Source organism: Chitinophaga sp. YR627 (assembly GCF_900114995.1).
In the GTDB taxonomy this organism is placed as follows: domain Bacteria; phylum Bacteroidota; class Bacteroidia; order Chitinophagales; family Chitinophagaceae; genus Chitinophaga.
In genome coordinates this window covers 794819-817904 of record NZ_FOUX01000006.1, presented here as the reverse complement: position 1 = coordinate 817904, position 23086 = coordinate 794819, and the positions used below count along the sequence as shown (strand labels likewise).

General features: G+C 46.5%; 9 protein-coding genes. 5 read left to right on the top strand and 4 right to left on the bottom strand.

From position 1 onward, the window contains the following. Positions 1 to 14234, bottom strand: a 14234-nt coding sequence (locus BMZ72_RS32280; protein ID WP_089814923.1) for an Ig-like domain-containing protein, incomplete at its 3' end; no start/stop codon positions are given. A 457-nt stretch (positions 14235 to 14691) separates the two neighbouring features. After that, positions 14692 to 15336: a hypothetical protein gene (locus BMZ72_RS32275; protein ID WP_089814921.1), complete on the bottom strand. Its 645-nt coding sequence runs from the start codon at positions 15334 to 15336 to the stop codon at positions 14692 to 14694. 121 nt (positions 15337 to 15457) lie between these two features. Between BMZ72_RS32275 and BMZ72_RS32270 the strand changes: the two genes are divergently transcribed. Continuing rightward, complete coding sequence (locus tag BMZ72_RS32270; RefSeq protein WP_089814919.1) at positions 15458 to 16807, top strand: sigma-54-dependent transcriptional regulator; 1350 nt, start codon at positions 15458 to 15460, stop codon at positions 16805 to 16807. Between the two features lie 241 nt (positions 16808 to 17048). Here the strand turns inward: BMZ72_RS32270 and BMZ72_RS32265 are convergent, their stop codons facing one another. Further along, positions 17049 to 17498, bottom strand: coding sequence for an organic hydroperoxide resistance protein (locus BMZ72_RS32265; RefSeq protein ID WP_089814917.1), 450 nt, complete (start codon positions 17496 to 17498; stop codon positions 17049 to 17051). A gap of 37 nt (positions 17499 to 17535) precedes the next feature. Further along, the gene (locus BMZ72_RS32260) at positions 17536 to 18324 is read right to left on the bottom strand and encodes a DUF1223 domain-containing protein (RefSeq protein WP_089814995.1); all 789 of its coding nucleotides are present in this window, start codon (positions 18322 to 18324) and stop codon (positions 17536 to 17538) included. Positions 18325 to 18642: 318 nt separating this feature from the next. On the opposite strand from BMZ72_RS32260, the gene BMZ72_RS32255 reads away from it, so the two are divergent. From BMZ72_RS32255 to kdpB, 4 genes are all read left to right on the top strand, one after another. Continuing rightward, on the top strand, positions 18643 to 19002 hold the full coding sequence (locus tag BMZ72_RS32255; protein ID WP_089814914.1) for a DUF7674 family protein: 360 nt from the start codon (positions 18643 to 18645) through the stop codon (positions 19000 to 19002). Positions 19003 to 19126: 124 nt separating this feature from the next. Further along, the gene (gene kdpF / locus BMZ72_RS37245; protein WP_044219073.1) at positions 19127 to 19207 is read left to right on the top strand and encodes a K(+)-transporting ATPase subunit F; all 81 of its coding nucleotides are present in this window, start codon (positions 19127 to 19129) and stop codon (positions 19205 to 19207) included. Between the two features lie 19 nt (positions 19208 to 19226). After that, positions 19227 to 20939 carry a potassium-transporting ATPase subunit KdpA gene (gene kdpA / locus BMZ72_RS32245; RefSeq protein WP_089814912.1) on the top strand — a complete coding sequence of 571 codons (1713 nt, stop codon included), beginning with the start codon at positions 19227 to 19229 and terminating at the stop codon, positions 20937 to 20939. A gap of 85 nt (positions 20940 to 21024) precedes the next feature. Beyond that, positions 21025 to 23082, top strand: a complete 2058-nt coding sequence (kdpB, locus tag BMZ72_RS32240; protein ID WP_089814910.1) for a potassium-transporting ATPase subunit KdpB — start codon at positions 21025 to 21027, stop codon at positions 23080 to 23082. Positions 23083 to 23086 lie beyond the last annotated feature (4 nt).

The following is a 23086-nucleotide window of genomic DNA, read 5'->3' as shown; positions in this document are numbered from 1 at the left end:
CCATTGTCACATACCTGGTAAACAAGGCTATCAAGGCCGTTATAGTTTGCATTTGGCGTATACGTGAAGCTACCATCAGCATTTAGTACGATTGTACCGTTCACTGGTGCTGTTACCAGACTCGCCGTCAGACTGTTACCTTCTGGATCCGTATCATTGCTCAATACATTACCAGTCGCTGGTACATCTTCTGTCACAGTCACGTTATCATCAACAGCTACCGGTGCATCATTCACCGCATTTACCGTTAATCTTACAACAGCCGTATCACAAAGACTTGGCACACCATTATCACATACCTGGTAAACAAGGCTATCAAGGCCATTATAGTTCGCATTTGGTGTATAGGTGAAGCTACCGTCAGCATTCAGTACCACGGTACCATTCACCGGTGCCGTTATCAAAGAAGCCGTCAGCGTATTACCCTCTACATCTATATCATTCGTCAACACATTACCCGTAACCGGAACATCTTCCGTAACCACAACAGTATCCGGAACAGCTACAGGCGCATCATTCACTGCCGTAATACTAAACCTTACAAACGCTGTATCACAAAGACTCGGTACGCCATTGTCACATACCTGGTAAACTAGGCTATCAAGGCCATTGAAGTTTGCATTTGGCGTATAAGTAAAGCTACCATCGGCATTCAGTACGATTGTTCCATTTACCGGTGCTGTTACGAGCGATGCTGTCAGGGTATTACCCTCTACATCCGTATCATTACTCAACACATTACCAGTCGCTGGTACATCTTCGGTCACTGTCACATTATCATCTACTGCTACTGGTGCATCATTTACCGCAGTTACTGTAAACCTTACAACCGCACTATCACAAAGACTTGGCACACCATTGTCACATACCTGGTAAACTAGGCTATCAAGGCCATTGAAGTTGGCATTCGGCGTATAAGTAAAGCTACCATCGGCGTTCAGCACGATTGTTCCGTTCACTGGAGCGGTTACCAGGCTTGCCGTCAGCGTATTACCCTCTACATCCGTATCATTGGTCAAGACGTTACCAGTCGCTGGTACATCTTCTGTCACTGTCACATTATCATCTACCGCTACTGGTGCATCATTCACCGCATTTACAGTAAATCTTACTACACCACTATCACACAGGCTTGGTGTACCATTATCACATACCTGGTAAACAAGACTATCAAGGCCATTATAGTTTGAATTCGGAGTATAAGTAAAGCTACCATCGGCATTCAGCACGATTGTTCCATTCACAGGTGCTGTTACCAGGCTTGCCGCCAGCGTATTACCCTCTACATCCGTATCATTACTCAATACATTACCTGTTGCTTGCACATCTTCGGTCACTGTTACATTATCATCTACTGCTATTGGTGCATCATTCACCGCGTTCACAGTAAATCTTACTACACCACTATCACACAGGCTTGGTGTACCATTATCACATACCTGGTAAACCAGACTATCAAGTCCATTATAGTTGGCATTCGGCGTATAAGTAAAGCTACCATCGGCGTTGAGCACTATTGTTCCGTTCACAGGAGCTGTTACCAGACTTGCCGTCAGCGTATTACCCTCTACATCCGTATCATTGGTCAAGACATTGCCGGTCGCTGGTACATCTTCGGTCACTGTTACATTATCATCTACTGCTATTGGTGCATCATTCACCGCGTTCACAGTAAATCTTACTACACCACTATCACACAGGCTTGGTGTACCATTATCACATACCTGGTAAACCAGACTATCAAGTCCATTATAGTTGGCATTCGGCGTATAAGTAAAGCTACCATCGGCGTTCAGCACTATTGTTCCGTTCACAGGAGCTGTTACCAGACTTGCCGTCAGCGTATTACCCTCTACATCCGTATCATTGGTCAAGACATTGCCAGTCGCTGGTACATCCTCTGTTACTGTCGCATTATCATCTACCGCTACTGGCGCATCGTTCACCGCAGTTACTGTAAACCTTACTACCCTACTATCACAAAGACTTGGTACACCATTATCACATACCTGGTATACAAGGCTATCCAAACCATTATAATTTGCATTTGGCGTATAAGTAAAGCTACCATCAGCATTCAGGACGATTGTACCGTTCACAGGTGCTGTTACCAAAGAAACGGTCAGCGTATTACCCTCTACATCCGTATCATTGGTTAACACATTACCAGTTGCTGGTACATCTTCGGTCACTGTCACATTATCATCTACTGCTATTGGTGCATCGTTCACTGCAGTTACTGTAAACCTTATCACCCCGCTATCACACAGACTTGGCACACCATTATCACATACCTGGTAAACAAGACTATCCAGGCCATTATAGTTCGCATTTGGTGTATAGGTGAAGCTACCATCAGCATTCAGTACTATCGTACCATTCACCGGTGCTGTTACGAGCGATGCTGTCAGCGTATTACCCTCCACATCCGTATCGTTCGTCAACACATTGCCTGTGGCTGGTACATCCTCTGTCACTGTCACATTATCATCTACCGCTACTGGTGCATCATTCACCGCATTTACAGTAAATCTTACAACACCACTGTCACAAAGACTTGGCACACCATTATCACATACCTGGTAAACAAGGCTATCCAAACCATTATAGTTTGCATTTGGCGTATAACTAAAGCTGCCATCAGCATTCAGCACCACCGTACCGTTCACTGGTCCAGTTATCAATGAAGCCGTTAAAGCATCTCCCTCAGGATCACTGTCATTCGTCAGCACATTACCGGTCGCAGGCGTATCTTCTGTCACATTTACACTATCATCCACGGCTACCGGCGCATCATTTACAGGGGTTACTATAAATGACAACAATGCTGTATCACAGGCGCCTGCCGGATCGCAGACCCTGTAAACAGCCTGATCCGGACCATTATATCCCGGATTTGGCGTATAGGTAAACGTGCCATTCGCATTAAATAATAAGGTACCATTCGTCGTAGTAGAGGTCAGTGAAGCAGTCAGCGGATCTCCATCCGGATCAGTATCATTATCCAAAACATTACCTGTCATCAGACTATCCTCTGGCAATGCATATACATTATTCAATGCTACAGGTGCATCGTTCACACTATTAACTGTTATCGTCACAAGCGCAGTATCACACAGCCCTCCCGGATCACAGGCTCTATAAATAAAAGTATCTGTTCCGTTGAAGTTAGGATCAGGTATATACAGGAATGAATTATCACTATTCAGTGTCACTCGTCCATGGGAAGCTGGTGTCTGAATAGCGATCGACAGCTCATCACCATCTACATCACTATCATTCCCCTTCACGCCTGGCGCTGGTACGCTCAATGTAATATCCTCATCCGTCTGATAGAAATCAGGCAGCGCTACTGGTGCGTCATTGACTGGCGTGATCGTCAAACGAATATAACCGGTATCGCAGGCGCCATATGGATCACATACCTCATATTGTACACTATCCAGACCATTGAAGTTCGGATCAGGTCTGTATGTATAAGTGCCATCCGGATTAGTAGTATAAGAACCATGTATAGGACTACCGATCGGTCTGCCCTGCAAAGCATCTCCATCCGGATCATAGTCATTCGCCAGCGCCACCTGCGCCGTAAATGTGATCACAGTATCTTCACTTCTGGTAAACTGATCATCAACAGCTACCGGACGGTCATTCACAGGATTAATAATAAAGAGAATCTTAGCCGTATCGCAGGCTCCAAGCGGATCACAAACGTTATATACCGCACTGTCCCTACCATTGTAATCCTTGTTAGGAACATAAGTAAATCCACCATTCTGGTTCAGCTGTAACTGACCATGGGCTGCCGTGGTAACAATCGTTGCCGTCAGTACATCCCCATCTACATTAATATCATTTGCCAGTACACCTGGTGTACCTACTACAATAGTACTATCCTCGTTAAATACATAAATGTCTGGCTGACCAACTGGCGCATCATTTACCGGCAACACATTGATAGTCACCGTACCACTTGCACACTGTGTCGTACCGCCCGAAGTATCGCAAACCTGATAGGTAAATCTATCGGTACCATTGAAGTCAGCATTCGGCGTATATATAAAGCTGCCATCACTATTCATCACCACAGTACCATTCACAGCCTGTGTTTCCAGTGTTGTCACCAATGGGAATCCATCCGGATCAGTATCATTCGCCAATACGCCGGGTGCCGGCACTGTCAGCTGCGTATCTTCATTTGTTGTATAAGCATCATTACCTGGTACAGGCGGATCTGCAACTGCCACCACGGAGAAGCGGACTATCCCCGTATCACAAGCGCCTGAAGGATCACATACGCTATACAACAGACTATCTGGCCCATTATAGTTGGCCACAGGGGTATACGTAAAGCTACCATCCCTGTTAAGCGTCACTGTTCCATGGGCCGGAGTCGTCAGCACAGTCACCGCCAGCGGATCTCCATCTACGTCTACGTCGTTGCCAAGTACGCCGGGTGGCGCTACCGTCAGACTACCATCCTCATTTACAGAGAACTGATCATCCTGTGCTACAGGTCTGTCATTGACTGGTCTGATATCAAGCACGATCACGCCGGTATCGCATAGACCACCGCCGTCACATACTTCATACTGAATACTATCAAGTCCGTTGAAGTTCAGCGCTGGTGTATAGGTATACGTTCCATCCGGATTGCTGACATAAGTTCCGTGCTGGAGATTACCAATCGGTCTGCCGGTCAGCGGATCGCCATCCACATCTATATCGTTTGCCAGAATAATTGACGGCGGGAATGTAAGAACTGTGTCTTCAGACCTTATGAAATAGTCATTCACGGCTATCGGTCTGTCATTTACAGGCACCACTGTGATCACCACATTCGCAGTATCGCACAATCCTCCCAGATCACATGCCCTGTAAGTAAATGAATCAAGTCCGTTGAAATTCAGATTTGGCCTGTAGGTAAATGATCCATCAGAATTAAGGGTCAGCGAACCATTTGCCGGATTCACAATAGTAGACACCAGCACATCTCCGTCAGGATCCGTGTCATTTCTTAACACACCCGCAGTACCAGGTATCTGCAATACTACATCCTCCTGTGTTTCATAAGAATCCGGATTAGCTACCGGTGGATCATTTTCTGGTGTAATATTAAGGATGATCACACCTGTATCACATAATCCGGCGCCATCACACACTTCATACTGGATACTATCCAGTCCGTTAAAGTTTGGCGCAGGTGTATACGTATAAGTACCATCAGGATTGCTGAAATAAGAACCATGCTGAAGATTACCAATCGGTCTGCCGGTCAGCACGTCGCCATCCACATCAATATCATTCGCCAGAATAACAGATGGCGGGAATGTGATCACTGTATCTTCTGCTCTTGTGAAATAATCATTCACGGCTATTGGCGCATCGTTCACAGGTGTAACAGTGATTGTCACCGTGCCCTGTGCACATGCTCCGCTAAGATCACATGCCTGATAAGTGAATCCATCTGTACCATTGAAATCACGGTTCGGACGATATACAAATGAACCATCCGGATTTAACGTAAGTGTACCATTCGCCGTAGTAACCAATGTAGATACTAATACATCACCGTCTGCATCACTGTCATTACTCAGTACGCCAGATGCGACTGATACATTAAGGGTATTATCTTCTGCTACGGTATAAGCATCGTTCTCAGTCACCGGAGGATCATTCACCGGATTGACAATAATAGTTACAAAGGCAGTATCACACAGCCCTCCGGCATCACATACCTGGTACTGGAACAGATCTGTACCATTGAAGTTAGTACCTGGTGTATAAGTAAATGTACCATTTGCATTAAGTACCAATGTACCACTGGACGGTCCGGATACCAGAGATGCCGTCAGTTCATTACCTTCCGGATCAGTATCGTTTGTCAGTACATTGCCATTCACCGGCGTATCCTCGTCTGTTGTAATGGTATCACTCACTGCATCAGGCGCATCATTCACCGGATTGATCGTAATGCGTACAATTGCCGTATCACAGGCGCCGTTAGCATCACAGGCATTATAAATAAACTGGTCGGTACCATTGAAGTTTGGATTCGGTTTATAAGAGAAGCTACCATCTGACCAGATCGTCACTGTACCATTCGCCGGACCAGTCACTACAGATGCATTCAGCTGTGTACCCAGATCAGGATCTGTATCATTGGCCAGAATACCCGGAGCCGCTACATTTAAGATCTCATCCTCATTCATGGTATAGGCGTCACCATTCGCTACAGGCGGATCGTTTTCATCACCTACATTGAAATAGATACGAGCTGTGTCACATGCACCAAACGGATCACATACACGATACAATGCCGAATCAAGTCCGGTTGAATCCAATGTTGGTGTATAGGTAAATGTACCATTGCTGTTGAATACAATAGTACCTCTCGCCGGTTGAACAAGCAGCGTAAAGGTCAATGGGTCTCCATCAGCATCACTATCGTTCAATGATACATCTCCATTGATCACCACATCCTCATCCCCGTTTAAGATGTCATCGCGTGCAATCACCGTATCATTTACCGGTGTAATAATGATATAAGCGGTATCTGATGCACACGCGCCTGAAGGATCACATACGTTATATGTAAAGAAGTCATTTCCGTTATAATCTCTTGCCGGTACATAGCTGAAGCTGCCATCCTGCGCCAATGTCAGTGTACCATGTGTCGTAGTCGTCAGTAGACTCACTCTCAGACTATCGCCATCCACATCTGTATCATTGGCCAGCACACCATTGAATGCACCAACATTCAGCGCCACATCTTCCTGTGTGGTATATGTCTCTGAAGAAGTAACAGGTGCATCATTTACCGGTGATACCACAATACGTACAACGCCCGTATCACAAGCGCCGGCATTATCACAAACGCGGTATACAAAAGTATCCAGACCACGATAATCAGGATTAGGTGTATACACAAAACTGCCATTCGCATTGACGGTCACAGTACCGTTCGCCGGATTCAGTGTGACGCCTGACACGGTCAACGGATCGCCATCCGCATCTGTATCGTTAAACAGAATACCCGGCGCTACTATATTCAGCGGAACATCTTCAGGGGTTGTATAGTTATCATCTGTCGCAACAGGCGCATCATTATCCGCATTAATCGTGAGGGTCACCACCGCCGTATCGCAAGCTGATGGTATATTATTGTCGCAGACATTATACACAAACTGATCAGTACCGTTGTAATCTTTCGCCGGCGTATAAGTGAAGCTACCATTTGCATTTACTACTATCGTACCATGCACTGGTTGTCTGAAAATACCAGTTACCTGTAATGGATCACCGTCTACATCGGTATCATTCGCCAGCAGACCAGGTGCTGCTATTGTCAATGGCACATCTTCCTGCAAAGTATAGGCATCGTCTACACCATCGGGTGCATCATTTACCGGTGTTACTGTAATTGTTACCGTACCCGTATCACACAGACCTGGCGTACCATTATCACAAGCCAGATATGTAAATGTAACCGTACCATTGAAGTTTGGTGCGGGCGTATAAACAAATCCGCCATTGGCATTCAGTACCACTGTACCACTGGATGGCTGCGCCAGCAGACTCGCCGTCAGCGCATCTCCCTCTTTGTCGCGATCATTGAACAGTACACCTGTTGGCGCTACTGTCAGTACATTATCTTCATTGATAGTATACACATCATTTACAACAAGCGGTGTATCATTCACCGGCGTCACCGTAACAGATACCAGCCCTGTGTCACAAACACCACTACCATCACAGGCTCTGTAAGTAAAGCTATCCACACCATTGAAGTCAGGGTTTGGCGTATATACAAAGGCGCCGTTGCTGTTCAGCGTTACGGAACCATGGACAGGGTTACCCAGTATACTTGATGTCAATACGTCTCCGTCCACATCTGTGTCATTAGCCAATACACCTGGCGCAGCAATGGTCAGTGCCGTTTCCTCACTGGTGGTGTAACCGTCGTCAACTGCAACAGGTTTGTCATTTACCGGTTGTACCGTCAGTATTACTACACCGCTAGCGCAGGCGCCGGAAGGATCACATGCCCTGTAGAGGAAGCTGTCAACACCATTAAAGTTAGCTGCTGGCGTATAAGTAAAACTACCATTCGGATTCAATGTCAGGGTACCATGAGCTGGTGGTGTCTGCAGGGTTGCCGTTAAAGGATCTCCGTCCGGATCAGTATCGTTGAACAACACGCCTGGCGCATTTACAGTCAGCGGCACATCCTCTGTCACTGTGTAGCCTATCTGTCCGGTAACCGGTGCATCATTTACTGCTGCAATGTTGATGGTAACAGTACCTGTATCACATCCGCCATTGCCATCGCAAACACGGTAGGTATAAGTATCCGTGCCGTTGTAATTGCTTCTTGCTGTATAAGTAAAGCTACCATTCGGGTTCAATGTCAGGGTACCATTTGCAGGTCCTGCCAGTACGCTTACCGTCAGCGGATCTCCATCCACATCTGTATCATTGGACAATACACCTGGCGCCGCCACTGTCAACGGGGTATCTTCTGTCGCGTTATAAGTATCATCTCCTGCAACAGGCGCGTCATTTTCAGCAGCTACAGAGATAGTCGCTGTTGCGGTATCACACAAGCCTGGCGTACCATTATCACACACGCTGAACGTAAAGACATCTGTTCCGTTGAAATTCGGATTAGGTGTATAAGTGAAACTACCGTTTGGATTAACAGTGATAGTACCATGTGCAGGCTGCGTAACAATAGCTGCTGTCAGGGTACCTCCTTCCTTGTCGCTGCTCGCTCCCAGTAATCCCGGCGGATTGATGGACAACGGAATATCTTCTCTTGCTGAGAAACTCACATCTCCTGCATCCGGTGCATCGTTTACGGCTGTAATCGTCAATGTTACCGTACCTGTAGCACAGGCACCACTACCGTCACAGGCTTTATAAGTAAATACATCCGTACCATTGTAGTCTGCTGCCGGCATATACATAAAGCTACCGTCTGCGTTTACGGTAACTGTACCATGGGCCGGATTTGTTACGATGGATGCCGTCAGTGTATTACCATCTACGTCGCTGTCATTCGCCAGCAGACCAGGCGCTGCTATATTAAGCGGTGTATCTTCATTCAGGGTATAGGCGTCATTAACAACAACCGGCGTATCATTCACCGGTCTTACTGTAATTGTTACCAGTGCAGTATCGCACAACTGAGGGGTGCCATTATCGCAGGCGCGGTAAATAAAGCTCACTACGCCATTGAAGTCCTGTGCCGGTGTATAGATCAGACGGCCGTTCGGATTGAGTGTCACGGTGCCGCTGGCAGGTGTAGTCACCAGACTTACCGTCAGCGGATCGCCATCCACATCCGTATCATTACTCAATACACCAGGCAATACTACATCCAGCACTTTATCTTCGTCTGTAACATAAGCATCGTCATTAGCAACAGGCGCATCATTCACACTATTTACTGTAATTGTTACCGTTGCATTACTACATGCACCGCTTGCATCACAGGCAGAATATACAAACGATACCACCCCGTTAAAGTTAGGTGCTGGTACATAACGGAAAGAACCATTCGGGTTCAGGGTCAGGGTACCACTTGCAGGGCCAGTTACCAGGGTTGCGCTCAGCACATCATTATCCTCATCTGTATCGTTGGATAGTACTCCTGCGGCAGCTACGTCCAGCGGCGTATCTTCATTCACAGAATAGCTGTCATTGACTGCTACCGGCGGATCGTTCTCATTACCTACTTCCAGTCGCACCGTAGCAGTATCACAGGCTCCGGAGCCATCACACACACGATAAGTGAAAGTAGCAATACCATTAAAGTTAGCCGGTGGTGTATAAGTCAGCGAACCATTACCATTTAAAACAAGTGTACCAACTGTTACCGGTGTTACAATCACCGCTGTCAGCTGATCACCATCCGGATCATAATCATTACCCAGCACACCTGGTGCGGGAATAGTAACGGTCATATCTTCCGTCAGATTGATATCATCATCCACAGCTACCGGCGGATCATTCACCGGTGTAATATTAACAGAAACAGTAGCTGTATTGGAAATAGTACCCAGATTATCTCTTACGGTATAAGTAAATACATCACTACCATTATAATTAGCATTTGGTGTGTAGGTCACCACGCCATTCGCTGCTACGCTGACAGTACCATGTGTCGGTTGATTCACAATGGCTACACTTCCTGTATTCAGTGTACCATCCACATCGCTGTCATTGCCGAGTATATTAATATTCAATGCTACATCCTCTGGCGTAGTGACAGCGTCATTGCCGGCAACCGGAGCCGTATTGATAATGATCAGCACATCATCTGTACTTGGCGTACATGGAGGATTGCTGATCGTCCAGCGGAAAGTATAGGTACCTGCCACCAGTCCGGTAACACTTGTATTATTCGCAGCAGGATTGACAATATTCGCCGTATTCGGACCAGATACCTGTGTCCAGGTACCAGTACCAGTCGCAGGCGCATTTGCGGCCAGCGTTACAGTCGTCGCGTTCAGCGGACCCTGATCCGGACCTGCATTTGAAACGGTAGTACTACCATTCACGGTTACCTGTATCACATTACTCAGACTCGTAGCACAAGCATCAGAAGTAACTGTTCTTCTGTACTGGGTGGTTTGTGTCAATGGTGCTGATGGTGTATAATTCTGCAGGTTGCTGGTACCTGGGGCAGTAGTAAATGCACCGCCACCAACACTCACTTCCCACAGATAGGTATAAGTACCATTGCCGCCTGCCGGTGTGCTACCGGTTAAAGCTGCCGGTGTTGAGCCGCTACAGATCGTCTGTGATGCAGCGATCGTATTATTGGACAGCGAAGGATTTACCGTTACAGTCAGCACATTGGAAGTCGCATCCGCACAGGTAGCTGAACGGGTGATCCTGCGGAAGTAAGTAGTCTGCGATAAAGAAGGTGCATCATATATATTAGCCGTTGCGCCGGAGATATCGGAGAAACCTGCGGTCGTGCTGGTCACAGAACTCTGCCACTGATAGGTAAATATACCGTTACCACCAGCCGGTGCTGTTGTCTGTGTAAATGCAGCCGGATCACCACTGGTACAGAATGTCTGATTACCAGCGATCACACCTGGCGTCAATGCAGCGTTTACGGTTACAGTCAATACATTACTGATCACATCCGAACAAACGCCGGAGCGGGTGATCCTTCTGTAATAAGTTGTCTGGCTGATTGCTGCTGCATCATACGCTACTGCCGTAGCGCCGCTGATGTCTGTAAATCCGGTGCTGGCGCTTGTCACAGAACTTTGCCACTGATAGGTATAAGTACCGCTACCACCAGTCGGCGCCGTTGTCTGTGTAAATGCAACCGGATCGCCGGATACACAGAACTCCTGGCTCGCAGCAATAGCACCAGGTGTGAGCGCACTCTGTATCGTGATGGTCACCACATTACTTGTGCTGGCATTGGAACAGGCGCCTGATGTCACCTGACGACGATAGTAAGTCGTCACACTTGCAGCCGGTGGATCATAAGACAGTGCTGTCGCTCCCGCTATATTGGTGAATGTGGTATTATCCGTACTGCTCTGCCACTGATAGGTAAACGTACCACTACCCCCAGCCGGCGCAGCACCTGTAATAATAGCGGCGTCACCGGTGGAACAGAAGGTAGTTGTTGCAGGCGCTGTAATTGTATTATTAGTAACAGCGGACTGAATAGTGATGGTCACCACATTACTTGCACTCGCCGTTGTACAGGCGCCGGATGTGATGAGTCTGCGGAAATAAGTTGTTGTGCTTTGCACAGGTGGATCATACGAGGCTGAGGTAGCACCACTGATATTTGTATAGGTTGAGTTATCAGTAGATTGCTGCCACTGGTAGGTGTAGGTACCACTACCGCCTGTGGGCGTCGAACCTGTAATCACTGCGGGATCACCTGATCCACAGAAAGTAGTTGTAGCCGGCGCAGTGATCGTATTGTTAGCCAGCGCTGCCTGGACCGTAATAGACACATCACTGGTGCTTGGTGTACAACTACCATTTGAAATAGTCCAACGGAAAACATATGTTCCTGTCACCAGACCAGTCACCGTTGATGTAGGCGAACTCGTATTCGTGATCACAGCCGTTCCCGGTCCGCTGACCTGCGACCATGCACCTGTTCCCACAGTAGGTGTATTCGCCGCCAGTGTGGTAGATGTAGCGGCACACAAAGTCTGTGCAGGACCTGCCACTGATGTAGTCGGTGTCTGCGATACGGTAGTTGCATCTGTCCTGATATTATTACATCCTACACCAGAGGGCAGGGCATCACACTCCGACTGTGGATCAGTCGGAGCTGCGGCATCCGGGTTCGTCGCATCCGGGTCCGTAACGTCCTGTGGACGCATCACGGCAGATGTAACACTGAGTGTACCACCAGTCGGAAAAGAAGAGATCGTACCGGTAATAGTGAAAGTTACAACGGCTGCATTGTTCATGGACAATGTAGCAGCATATTGTGTTGCGGTAGTAGTACCACCAGTTACCACAGCAACGCCACTTGTCAATGCCGGCGTAACCGTTACATTGGTCAGATTCGTGGGGAAGTTGAACTGATAAGTAGCGCCCACAACATTATTAGGACCATTATTCCTGACAGCAGTTGTATAAGTCACAGTAGCTCCCTGGCAAGGCGTAGCACTTGATTTGGTGATACTGATCACCTCCAGATCTGCCTCGCGTAATGTAATGATCAATGGCGTTGTGGTCGGTGTACTGGTCAGATAAGACCAGGTATCGATACCATTTTCATTACCAAAGTCGGTACCACTGTAAGCAGTTGAACCAAACTTGTGTCCGTTTGTGTTACTGGATACGCCCGCAGTAGCTGTACTGATAGGATTGGAAGCCGTACCATTAACGGTCAGCTCAGAATCATCCCAGTATACAATATCGCTGGGAGAACCAGATCCATTTGTTCGGGTGATAATGATACCCGTCGGGTTATTTTCTACGTCAATAAAAGGAAAATGTACTTCACCGGCAAATAATACAACGCGGGTATTATAGGTCGTTGTTCCTGATAATACCTTTGCGCCCTGCCCATTGTTACCATCCCAGTATACACTGTTTGTACCCACTACCGCGCTTCCTGTAAGACGACGGTCTACCGCATCCGTATAAACGCCATTGCCGTTGATATCTATATCAACGGCGTAGTTTGCGGCATATGTAGCGGTGAAGGTAATGTTCCCCCCTGCGGGATTGGTACCCGCCACTCCGGGAGTTCCCTCTACCCCGCTAAACGTCAGGATAGAGGCCGATATGACCGGAGGTGTGGTCAGTAGCCACGTGGAGCCCGAGACACTGGGCGCGCTTGCGGGTAGATCAGCAGCAGGTGTATTGAAAAATATCTTGTGTGTAATATCCGTTTCTGTATCAGCCGTCCGGGGATCTTTCAGACGCAGGTTAGCCAGATCATCCACGCTTTTGTAAGTAGGCTCTCCTGCAGCAGTACGAAAACCTTTATTATTAGCTACGAAAGAGAAACCGAAACCCGCCTGGCCGTTATTGTTAACTGTATAAATGTAACCATCATTTGTGAGTACGCGTAAGATCGCATTGAAAGTAGCATTAGCAGCGCCAAGGTTTGCGGTAAAAATATTTGTATAGAGACGACCGGGAACAAATGCTGTATTCGCAACATTCCTTACACTTACATCGAATGCTGCTATCATGGATGTACCGGTAGGCTGTGTCCAGTTGCCGGTAGATACAATCGCTGTTGGATTAGTTGCTGAAGCCGCATTGGGTGGTACAAAGTCAATCTCCCAAACCCCTGCCTGTCCGGCACCTACAGTAAAGATCGCCGCCGTATACCCTGTTGTCACTGAGCCGACGTTAGGTCCGTTCACCTCCTGCGTACGATTACTGATACGTCCCGTTGTGGTGCTTGTACCTGTCGTATACGTCACACCGTTAGGAGCACGCAGATTGATCGTACCACTACCAATACCCTGCGCACTGGATCCTACATAAATACGTTCACCCACGTTCACATACACTTTCATCGTTCCCGCTGTGGGGAAAAGATTGTTCACACTTACAGCGGACGCAGAATTCAGGTAAGCACGATAGCCACCACTCTGATTCAATTCTTTACTACCTTCTGCTCTCGCATTAGCACGCGTGAAGATGATTGCTGTTATAAGCAGACACCAGATTTTTAGCCTTCTGAGAAGACCACGACAGTAAAATTCTACCATGCAGATGGATATAGGATTATATTATGACGTTTGATTGTTTGCAACATTGCACGACAACACAGCACGATTTATCGCATGCACAATTCATATAGGTTGTACTCTGAAGTGGGACGGATTATGAGAATAAAATAAGGATTCTAACAGGATACTCCTGGTAAAACAAACTCTTGAGGAAGGCTGAGGCTATGAATGGGAGCGGTTATGAGAAGAAAGAAGATTTCCAAAGGGTCTACATACAACTTAATCACAACATGGGACATTCTTTCTCTATAAGCAATTCAAATATATGTTAAAAGAATCTAAAAATCCAAATTGCATAATTTATCTTTTATTCTCAAATAAGATAAATTACTATCATGATAAAAAATGACCATGATAGTAATTTTTAATTCTTTTGTAGCAGAGATTGGCAGAAAAGTAGGCCGGTAGGCGTGAGTAACCTGATTGACTTTTGAGGCTAAATATGTGTCGAAAATCCGATAGTTTTGATAACATCGATTGCGTCGGAAACGAATTTTTCAGATATTAAATATTCTCCTTGTTGAATGATTTTAAATTCAAACTTTATTGGTAATCCTCTTACCGCTGTCACTGCATTTAACTCATAGAGTGTGCGTTTAATAGCGCGAGCATAAAAACGGGTGCCTGTCACTGAAAACAATCTGTCACGTACTGTAAAGGACGTATCAATCAATATCTCATCTGCCTTTCTTCCTTCGGTAGCGGAGAATATCCGGAATTGTTCATTCATTTGACGTATCCATGCAGTATGTCCATCTTTTATTTCACTTAAGTGCGCAGGATACGATATCGTCAATTGATCTACAGAATCCTCCCGCATTTCGTAGAAAAAACCGCTCTCTTTAAAAATCACATCCTTTTTAGACTGAAAACGGCATTTCGTAAGATCAGATGGCGAGTTATCAGACCAATGTATCCAGGTAAATGAAGTATCAAATCGCTCAGGTATATATAATGTTACCGTTCCCAGGCTATCCATCAATCGGGCAACTACCTTCTTCGAATGAGCAGGAATGATCAGCTGTTCTTCTTTTATATTACAGCATGCAGATAAGAATAATACAAATAACAAAATTCTCATAATGATAGGGATTGGGAAACAAGATCAATATTTATCCGCATATTTCCCAGTCATATTACCAAAGCCAACAGTTCCCCTATCAAGATTCCAAAGAATATGTAATTTGCAGCCAAATAATTTTATGCCCGGAACTGTCCTTATAATAGATGATGAAGAGAAACTGCGCAGTCTGACGAAAAGGATTATCGCACTGGAAGGTTTTAACGTACTCGAAGCCGGTAATATCAAAAGTGCCCAGAAAATAATCGAAAAAGAAGAAATAGACGTCGTACTCTGTGACGTAAAACTACCCGATGGCAGTGGTGTAGACTATGCCCGAACGATCAAGGAGAAATATCCGTCCATAGAGATCATACTGCTCACCGCATACGGGAACATACCCGATGGCGTGCAGGCGATCAAAAACGGTGCTTTTGACTACCTCACCAAAGGAGACGACAATAACCGTATTATTCCGTTACTTAACAGGGCTTTGGAAAAGGTACAGCTGCAGAAACGTATCGAAAAACTGGAAAGCCAGGTCGGTAAAAAATACAGCTTTGACACCATCCTGGGTACATCCCGCCCTATCCGGGAAGCCATAGAACAGGCCAGTAAAGTAGCCCCGGCTGATACGACCGTGTTATTACTGGGCGAAACGGGTACCGGTAAGGAAGTATTTGCCCAGGCCATCCATAACAACAGTAAACGCAATGGCAAGCCGTTTGTCGCCCTGAACTGCAGTGCGTTCAGTCGTGAGTTACTGGAAAGTGAGTTGTTTGGCTATAAAGCAGGCGCTTTTACCAATGCTAACCGCGATAAAAAAGGGCTGATAGAAGAGGCCAATACCGGCACCATTTTCCTCGACGAGATCGGGGAAATGCCCCTGGACCTCCAGAGTAAACTACTGCGGGTACTGGAAACCGGCGAATTCATCAAAGTAGGCGATACAAAGCCCACAAAGGTGAATGTGAGGATTATTGCGGCCACTAACCGCGACCTCAAGGAAGAGTCTCAAAAGGGCCATTTCCGGGAAGATCTGTATTACCGTCTCAACGTATTCGCCATCACCCTCCCTCCCCTGCGGGAACGTAAGAAAGATATTCCGCAGCTGGTAGAGTATTTTGTGGGAATTTTCTCTGCGAAAATCAATCAGCGCAAGCAGAAAGTTACCCCTGCCTTTATCGAAAAGCTCCAGCTGCATGAATGGAAGGGGAATATCCGCGAACTTAAAAACGTGCTGGAAAGGGCGGTTATTATGGCCGGTGGTGATGACCTGGCAGTCGAACACCTTCCGCTGGACCTTCAGATAGCAGATAAAGCCAGTACACCACTCTCCGCCTTCGATCTCGCCAGTGTCGAAAAATTACACATTATCAGGGTTTTACATCATACTAAAAACAATAAAACAGAGGCCGCCCGCCTGCTGAATATCGGTCTGGCGACTCTCTATCGTAAGATAGAAGAATACGGACTCAATCAGCAGCAATAACCATTCGGCTGAAACCCACTGGATCTCCGTATTACACCGTCATTATGCCGTTACTTTTCCAGTATTACCAGCATGTTTAGCCGCTTTAGAGCGAAGAAACATCGAAGAAATGACGGAAAAGTAAGGTCATAATGACATTATAATATAAAAGAAAAGACTCCCGCCCAAAGGCAGGAGTCACCGATTCACAGCACCAGGGTACATGCCGGCTTATCACCCGCACACCATTCTAACCTACGATTCAGACCAGGCTGATGTTCACATCGATATTACCCCTGGACATTTTGGAATATGGACAAGTCTTATGGGCTGTATCTACCAGTAACTGAGCCGTTTCTGTATCCAGACCTGGCAGGTGTATCTTCAAACGGGCCTGTAACTGGAAACCATTGGTATTGGAACCCAGGTCCACTTCCGCATCCACATAACTGCCTTCCGGCAATCTCATATGCTGTTGCCCGGCAGCCAGTCTCATCGCACCGATAAAACAGGCGGACCAGCCAGCGGCAAACAACTGTTCCGGATTCGTACCAAAACCAGGGAAACCTGGAGAGGTCAGCTGAATATCCAGTTTACCGTCATCGCTGCGGGATACGCCATCCCTGCCGCCTGTCGTATGGGTTCTGCCTGTATATAATACCTTTTCTACGGGAGTAAATACTGTTGCTGTTGTTGTGTTGTTCGTTTCCATATATCAGAATTTTTGTTCGTTACGTTGTATTGAATAATTAGTTATTTGTCTGAAAATCAACTTTTGTTGCGGCGATGATATGTCCATTACTGCTGTTCTGTAAAAAGCCGATCAGCTCCCATCCATTTGTAGCAAAATCAGCTGGCAGCTCCAGTGTTACCTCTTTTTTATCGCCTGCAGGTACTTCCTTTAAAGCCCTTACGATCTGTACATGAGATAATTTTCTACCCGCATTTTCACCTGCTCTTACATTACTTTCACCATCTTTCTGTACCAGCGCCAGTAACAGCTTTGTATTTTTCTTCACCTCTGTTTCTTCATGACTGATGGTCAGTTTGCCACCATCTTTTACGCTATGCAGCGTCAGTGTCGTTGCTGATTTCTGGTTAAGTGCATCTGCAATACCGCCTACTACAGAATGCTCGTCAGAACCTATATATTCATTGGTACCATTAACTACCAGCTGTGGTGTATAGACACCGGACAGATTCAGCCAGTTGGCATAAGCCTCCTGTCGCTGTGAATACGCATGGTCACTGAATTTATCTTTCCAACCCTGTCTGTCCCAGTAGTCAACATGATACGCCAGTATATAAATGCTTTCATTTTTATTGCCTTTTTCGATCTTCCCCATCAGTTCATCCGCCGGCGGACAACTGGAGCATCCCTCTGAAGTAAAAAGTTCTACCACAGCAAATCCCCTGCTGTCCGTCGTCGTCTGCAAATGCTTGATGACCTTTTCATTGCGCAGATCAGAGAAAGCTACCATTGCGATAAACATTCCAATAAGTGCTACGCTGAAAAAAAACACGCTAACTAGTCTCATATTCATGCTATTTAATATTGTGAGTGTTACAATTAATTACAGTACAAATGGACGCCAAAACGGAAAGAAAGAGAAGTAGAAACGGGTAGTTCAGACAAATTGAACTGTCAACCGGACAAGTGAAGGGACGAAAATCAGCCTCCCCCAAATTGATAAACCGCTCTCTCAAAATGAGAGGGTTTTTAAGCTGGCATGCCTCCCAAAAAACGCATACCATATTTCATAAAACATTGACAACAAACAACATACAGGATTAAACAGGCCCATTTCCAGGATCGGGCATGCCATTCGCCTTATAAGGGACGTAAATCAATTTTTATGAACCAATATGAAGCCGCCGCTCAGATAGCGGATGAAATACCAGAAATACAAAAGGAAATTGTACGTGCCCCTGTATTCGGAAGTGCATATCTCTCTGTAAAAGTATTGGCTAACTATACGGCGAAGATGTTACAACAACACCAGCTGCGTCAGGTACAACTTTGTATGCTGCTGGCCGAAAAGATCTACAACCGCGGTAACCAGCTGGTGAAAACAGCCGTTGAAAATGTATTCATTTTCTCTTTCTCCAGTTTCAGGATGTCCTGCAGTCGCCAGGAATGGCTGGAAATACAGCGTGTAATGCCCGCTGTACTCTTCTCCCTCTACATCCAGCAGGTATTAAAACCAGGCGTTTAATTAATTACTATCAATAAAAACACAGTTACTATGTTGATCGCAATCTACCTGCTCATTATGCTGGTCTGCTTTTATCTCTTTTATAAATCACTGGATTTCTTCGAAAACATATAAATGAATATTTATGATGACATTATTGCTGATTATATCCATCCTGGTTTTTATATACCTGGTGTATGTTCTCCTGAAACCTGAAAAATTCTGATCTCAAACCGTTTTAATAAATGAACAGCGAAATAATAGGTGTCATCCTCACCTTTATACTAACACTCGTGATCGCATTCCCGCTCGGAAAATATATTGCAAAAGTTTTCCAGGGGGAACGCACTATCACAGACTTCCTGACTCCCGTAGAGCGTTTTATATACCGTATCTGCGGTATAGATCCTCATAAAGAGATGAACTGGAAGCAACACATGGCCGCCCTGTTATCCATTAACCTGGTATGGCTCATATATGCCTTCTTTATCCTGTTATTCCAGTCTCATCTCCCACTCAATCCGGATGGTAACCCGGATATGACACCGGACCTGGCTTTCAATACAGCGATCAGTTTCCTCGTAAACTGTAACCTGCAGCACTACTCCGGAGAAACCGGCGTTACCTATCTTTCCCAGCTGATCGTCATCACCTTCCTGCAATTCGTATCCGCAGCTACCGGCGTTGCCGCAGTAGCAGTACTCTTCAGGGCTTTTGCAGAGAAGACCACCGAGAAACTGGGTAACTTCTTCGTATTCTTCACCAAAACGATCACACGTATACTGTTACCGCTCAGTATCATTATGGCGGTCATTCTCGCCTTTAACGGTACGCCTGCCAGCTTTGACGGCAAAGACAGTATCGTTACGTTACAGGGCGACTCTGTACAGGTATCGAGAGGTCCTGCGGCCGGTATGATCGCCATCAAACACCTCGGTACCAACGGCGGTGGATGGTTCGGCACCAACTCAGCACACCCACTGGAAAATCCGAACTACTTCACCAACGTCGTTGAGATCGTTGCACAGGTGATCCTGCCAATGGCCCTGATCTTCGCATTCGGCTTCTTCATCCGCAGAAAAAAACTGGGCTATGTCATCTTTGGCGTCATGACAGCTGGTATGCTGACGCTCATGATACCAAACATGATCTCGGAAATAAGCGGTAATCCTTTACTGCATCACCTGGGGCTGAAAGACATTACCGCCATGGAAGGTAAAGAGGTGCGTATCGGTGTGCCCGCATCTGCCTACTGGCAGGTAATGACTACCATCATCTCTACCGGTTCGGTCAACTCTATGCACGATAGCTCCATGCCGCTTTCAGGCGCCATGCAGATGCTGGGTATGATGACCAACTGTTTCTATGGGGGTAAAGGTGTGGGATTACTGAACTACTTTATCTTCCTGATCATTGCGGTGTTTATCTCCGGACTGATGGTCGGACGTACGCCTGAATTCATGGGACGTAAGGTAGAAGCCAGGGAAATGAAAATTGCGGCGATCATCGCCTTGTTCCATCCCTTCCTGATCCTGGTGGGTACGGCATTGTCCGCCTACTTTGCAGCACATCATCCACAGATGGCATGGTCCGTTCAACCGGCTAACTGGTTCAACAATCCATCCAATCACGGATTCTCCGAGATGCTGTATGAATATACTTCTTCCTCTGCCAACAACGGCTCCGGCTTTGAAGGTTTAGCAGACAACAATATCTTCTGGAATATTTCAACGGGTATAGTTATGATACTTGGCCGGTTTATCCCTATCATAGGACCTGTCGCCATCGCAGGTATCCTGGCTAAAAAGAAATATATCCCTGAATCCGCGGGTACCCTGCAGACAGACACCACCACATTCGGTATCATGACCTATGCAGTCATCATGATCGTTGCGGCACTGGCATTCTTTCCTGCACTGACCCTGGGTCCTATCGCAGAATATTTCCAGTCCTACTGACGCCCTCAGTTATTATCCTATAGCACTATTGAGATTGAAAGTGCCTATCCTGTGAAAACCCTGTTTCGTAAAACTTTGAATTATCATGTCTGAAAATAATCATAAAACTAAACTCTTCGAACCGGCCCTCGTAAGCGGCGCCCTGAAGCAGGCCTTCATGAAACTGTCTCCGAAGATCATGTTTCGTAATCCGGTGATGTTCACCGTAGAGATAGGTACCGCTATCATGCTGGCCGTTACACTATATACCGCTTTTACCGGCGATACAAAGCAAGGTTCCTTTGGATACAATCTCGCAGTATTTATCATCCTGCTGCTGACCCTTCTTTTTGCCAATTTCGCTGAAGCGATCGCAGAAGCAAGAGGTAAGGCACAGGCTGAAAGTCTGCGTAAAACAAGAGAAGAAACACCTGCCAAAAAAGTAATGGCAATAGGTGAAATATATACCAACGAGATCAAGATCGTTCCTTCTTCACAGCTCCGTAAAGGTGATTTCTTTGTCTGCGAAGCTGGTGATATGATCCCGATGGATGGAGAGATCATCCAGGGTCTTGCTACGATCGATGAATCTGCCATCACCGGGGAATCTGCTCCTGTGATCCGGGAATCAGGTGGTGACAAATCCTCTGTAACCGGTGGTACGAAAGTATTGAGCGATCGCATCAAAGTACGTGTAACTACTGACCCGGGCGAAAGCTTCCTGGACAAAATGATCGCACTGGTAGAAGGCGCCAGTCGCCAGAAGACGCCTAACGAAATTGCCCTGACCATCCTGCTGGCAAGTTTCACGCTGGTCTTCACCATCGTTTGTGTGACCTTAAAGCCCTTTGGTGACTATGCCAACACGCCGATCACCATCGCAGCATTTGTTTCATTATTCGTGTGCTTAATACCTACAACAATCGGCGGACTGCTCAGTGCGATCGGTATCGCGGGAATGGACCGCGCACTGAGAGCCAATGTTATCACGAAGAGTGGTAAAGCGGTAGAAACAGCTGGTGATATTGATACCCTCCTGCTGGACAAAACAGGTACCATCACCATCGGTAACCGTAAAGCCACGCACTTCTGGCCAGCTTATGAGATAGGCAAGAAAGAATTCTTCGAAGCCTGTGCACTGGCATCCCTGGCGGATGAAACACCTGAAGGTAAATCCATCATCGAACTGGCAGCTGAAAAAGGTATCAAAGCCAGTCAGCTGAATAGTGAGGATGCTACCTTCATCGAATTCACCGCAGAGACCCGTAGCAGTGGTATCAACCTCGATGGCGTGCGTATCCGTAAAGGCGCCTTTGATGCTATCCGTAACATCGTCGGTAAAGCAGGCCATCCATTCCCACAGGCAATGGAAGAGAAAGTAAAAGAGATCTCTTCCAATGGTGGTACGCCACTGGTGGTAAGCCGTAACGAACAGGTTATTGGTGTGATCGAATTACAGGATATCATTAAACCAGGTATCCGTGAGCGTTTCGAACGCCTGCGCCGTATGGGTGTAAAAACAGTAATGGTGACGGGTGATAACCCACTGACCGCAAAATATATCGCTGAAAAGGCAGGTGTAGACGACTTTATCGCAGAGGCTAAGCCAGAGGATAAAATGATCTATATCCGTAAAGAACAGGAAGGTGGTAAACTGGTAGCCATGATGGGTGATGGTACCAATGACGCACCTGCGCTGGCCCAGGCAGACGTAGGCGTCGCCATGAACAGCGGTACGCAGGCAGCAAAAGAAGCCGGCAACATGGTGGATCTGGATAATGACCCTACCAAACTCATTGAGATCGTGGAAATCGGTAAACAGTTACTGATGACCCGCGGTACACTCACCACCTTTTCTATCGCAAACGACGTGGCAAAATACTTTGCCATCGTACCAGCTCTCTTTGTAACCGCTATTCCAGCATTGCAGGGTCTGAATATCATGCACCTTGCTTCTCCGGAGAGCGCTATTCTTTCTGCCGTGATCTTCAATGCTATCATTATTCCTGCATTGATCCCACTGGCACTCAAAGGCGTCGCATACAAACCTATTGGTGCAAGCGCCTTATTACGCAGGAACCTCCTGATCTATGGTTTTGGCGGGGTACTCATACCCTTTATCGGTATCAAGATCATCGACCTGTTCCTGTCTCTGTTTATGTAAAATA

Coding starts and splice junctions, on each gene's coding strand:
- kdpA (WP_089814912.1), top strand. CDS start 19,227: ATGAACAGCGAAATAATAGGTGTCATCCTCACCTTTATACTAACACTC.
- BMZ72_RS32265 (WP_089814917.1), bottom strand. CDS start 17,498: ATGGAAACGAACAACACAACAACAGCAACAGTATTTACTCCCGTAGAA.
- kdpF (WP_044219073.1), top strand. CDS start 19,127: ATGATGACATTATTGCTGATTATATCCATCCTGGTTTTTATATACCTG.
- BMZ72_RS32255 (WP_089814914.1), top strand. CDS start 18,643: ATGAACCAATATGAAGCCGCCGCTCAGATAGCGGATGAAATACCAGAA.
- BMZ72_RS32275 (WP_089814921.1), bottom strand. CDS start 15,336: ATGAGAATTTTGTTATTTGTATTATTCTTATCTGCATGCTGTAATATA.
- BMZ72_RS32260 (WP_089814995.1), bottom strand. CDS start 18,324: ATGAGACTAGTTAGCGTGTTTTTTTTCAGCGTAGCACTTATTGGAATG.
- kdpB (WP_089814910.1), top strand. CDS start 21,025: ATGTCTGAAAATAATCATAAAACTAAACTCTTCGAACCGGCCCTCGTA.
- BMZ72_RS32270 (WP_089814919.1), top strand. CDS start 15,458: ATGCCCGGAACTGTCCTTATAATAGATGATGAAGAGAAACTGCGCAGT.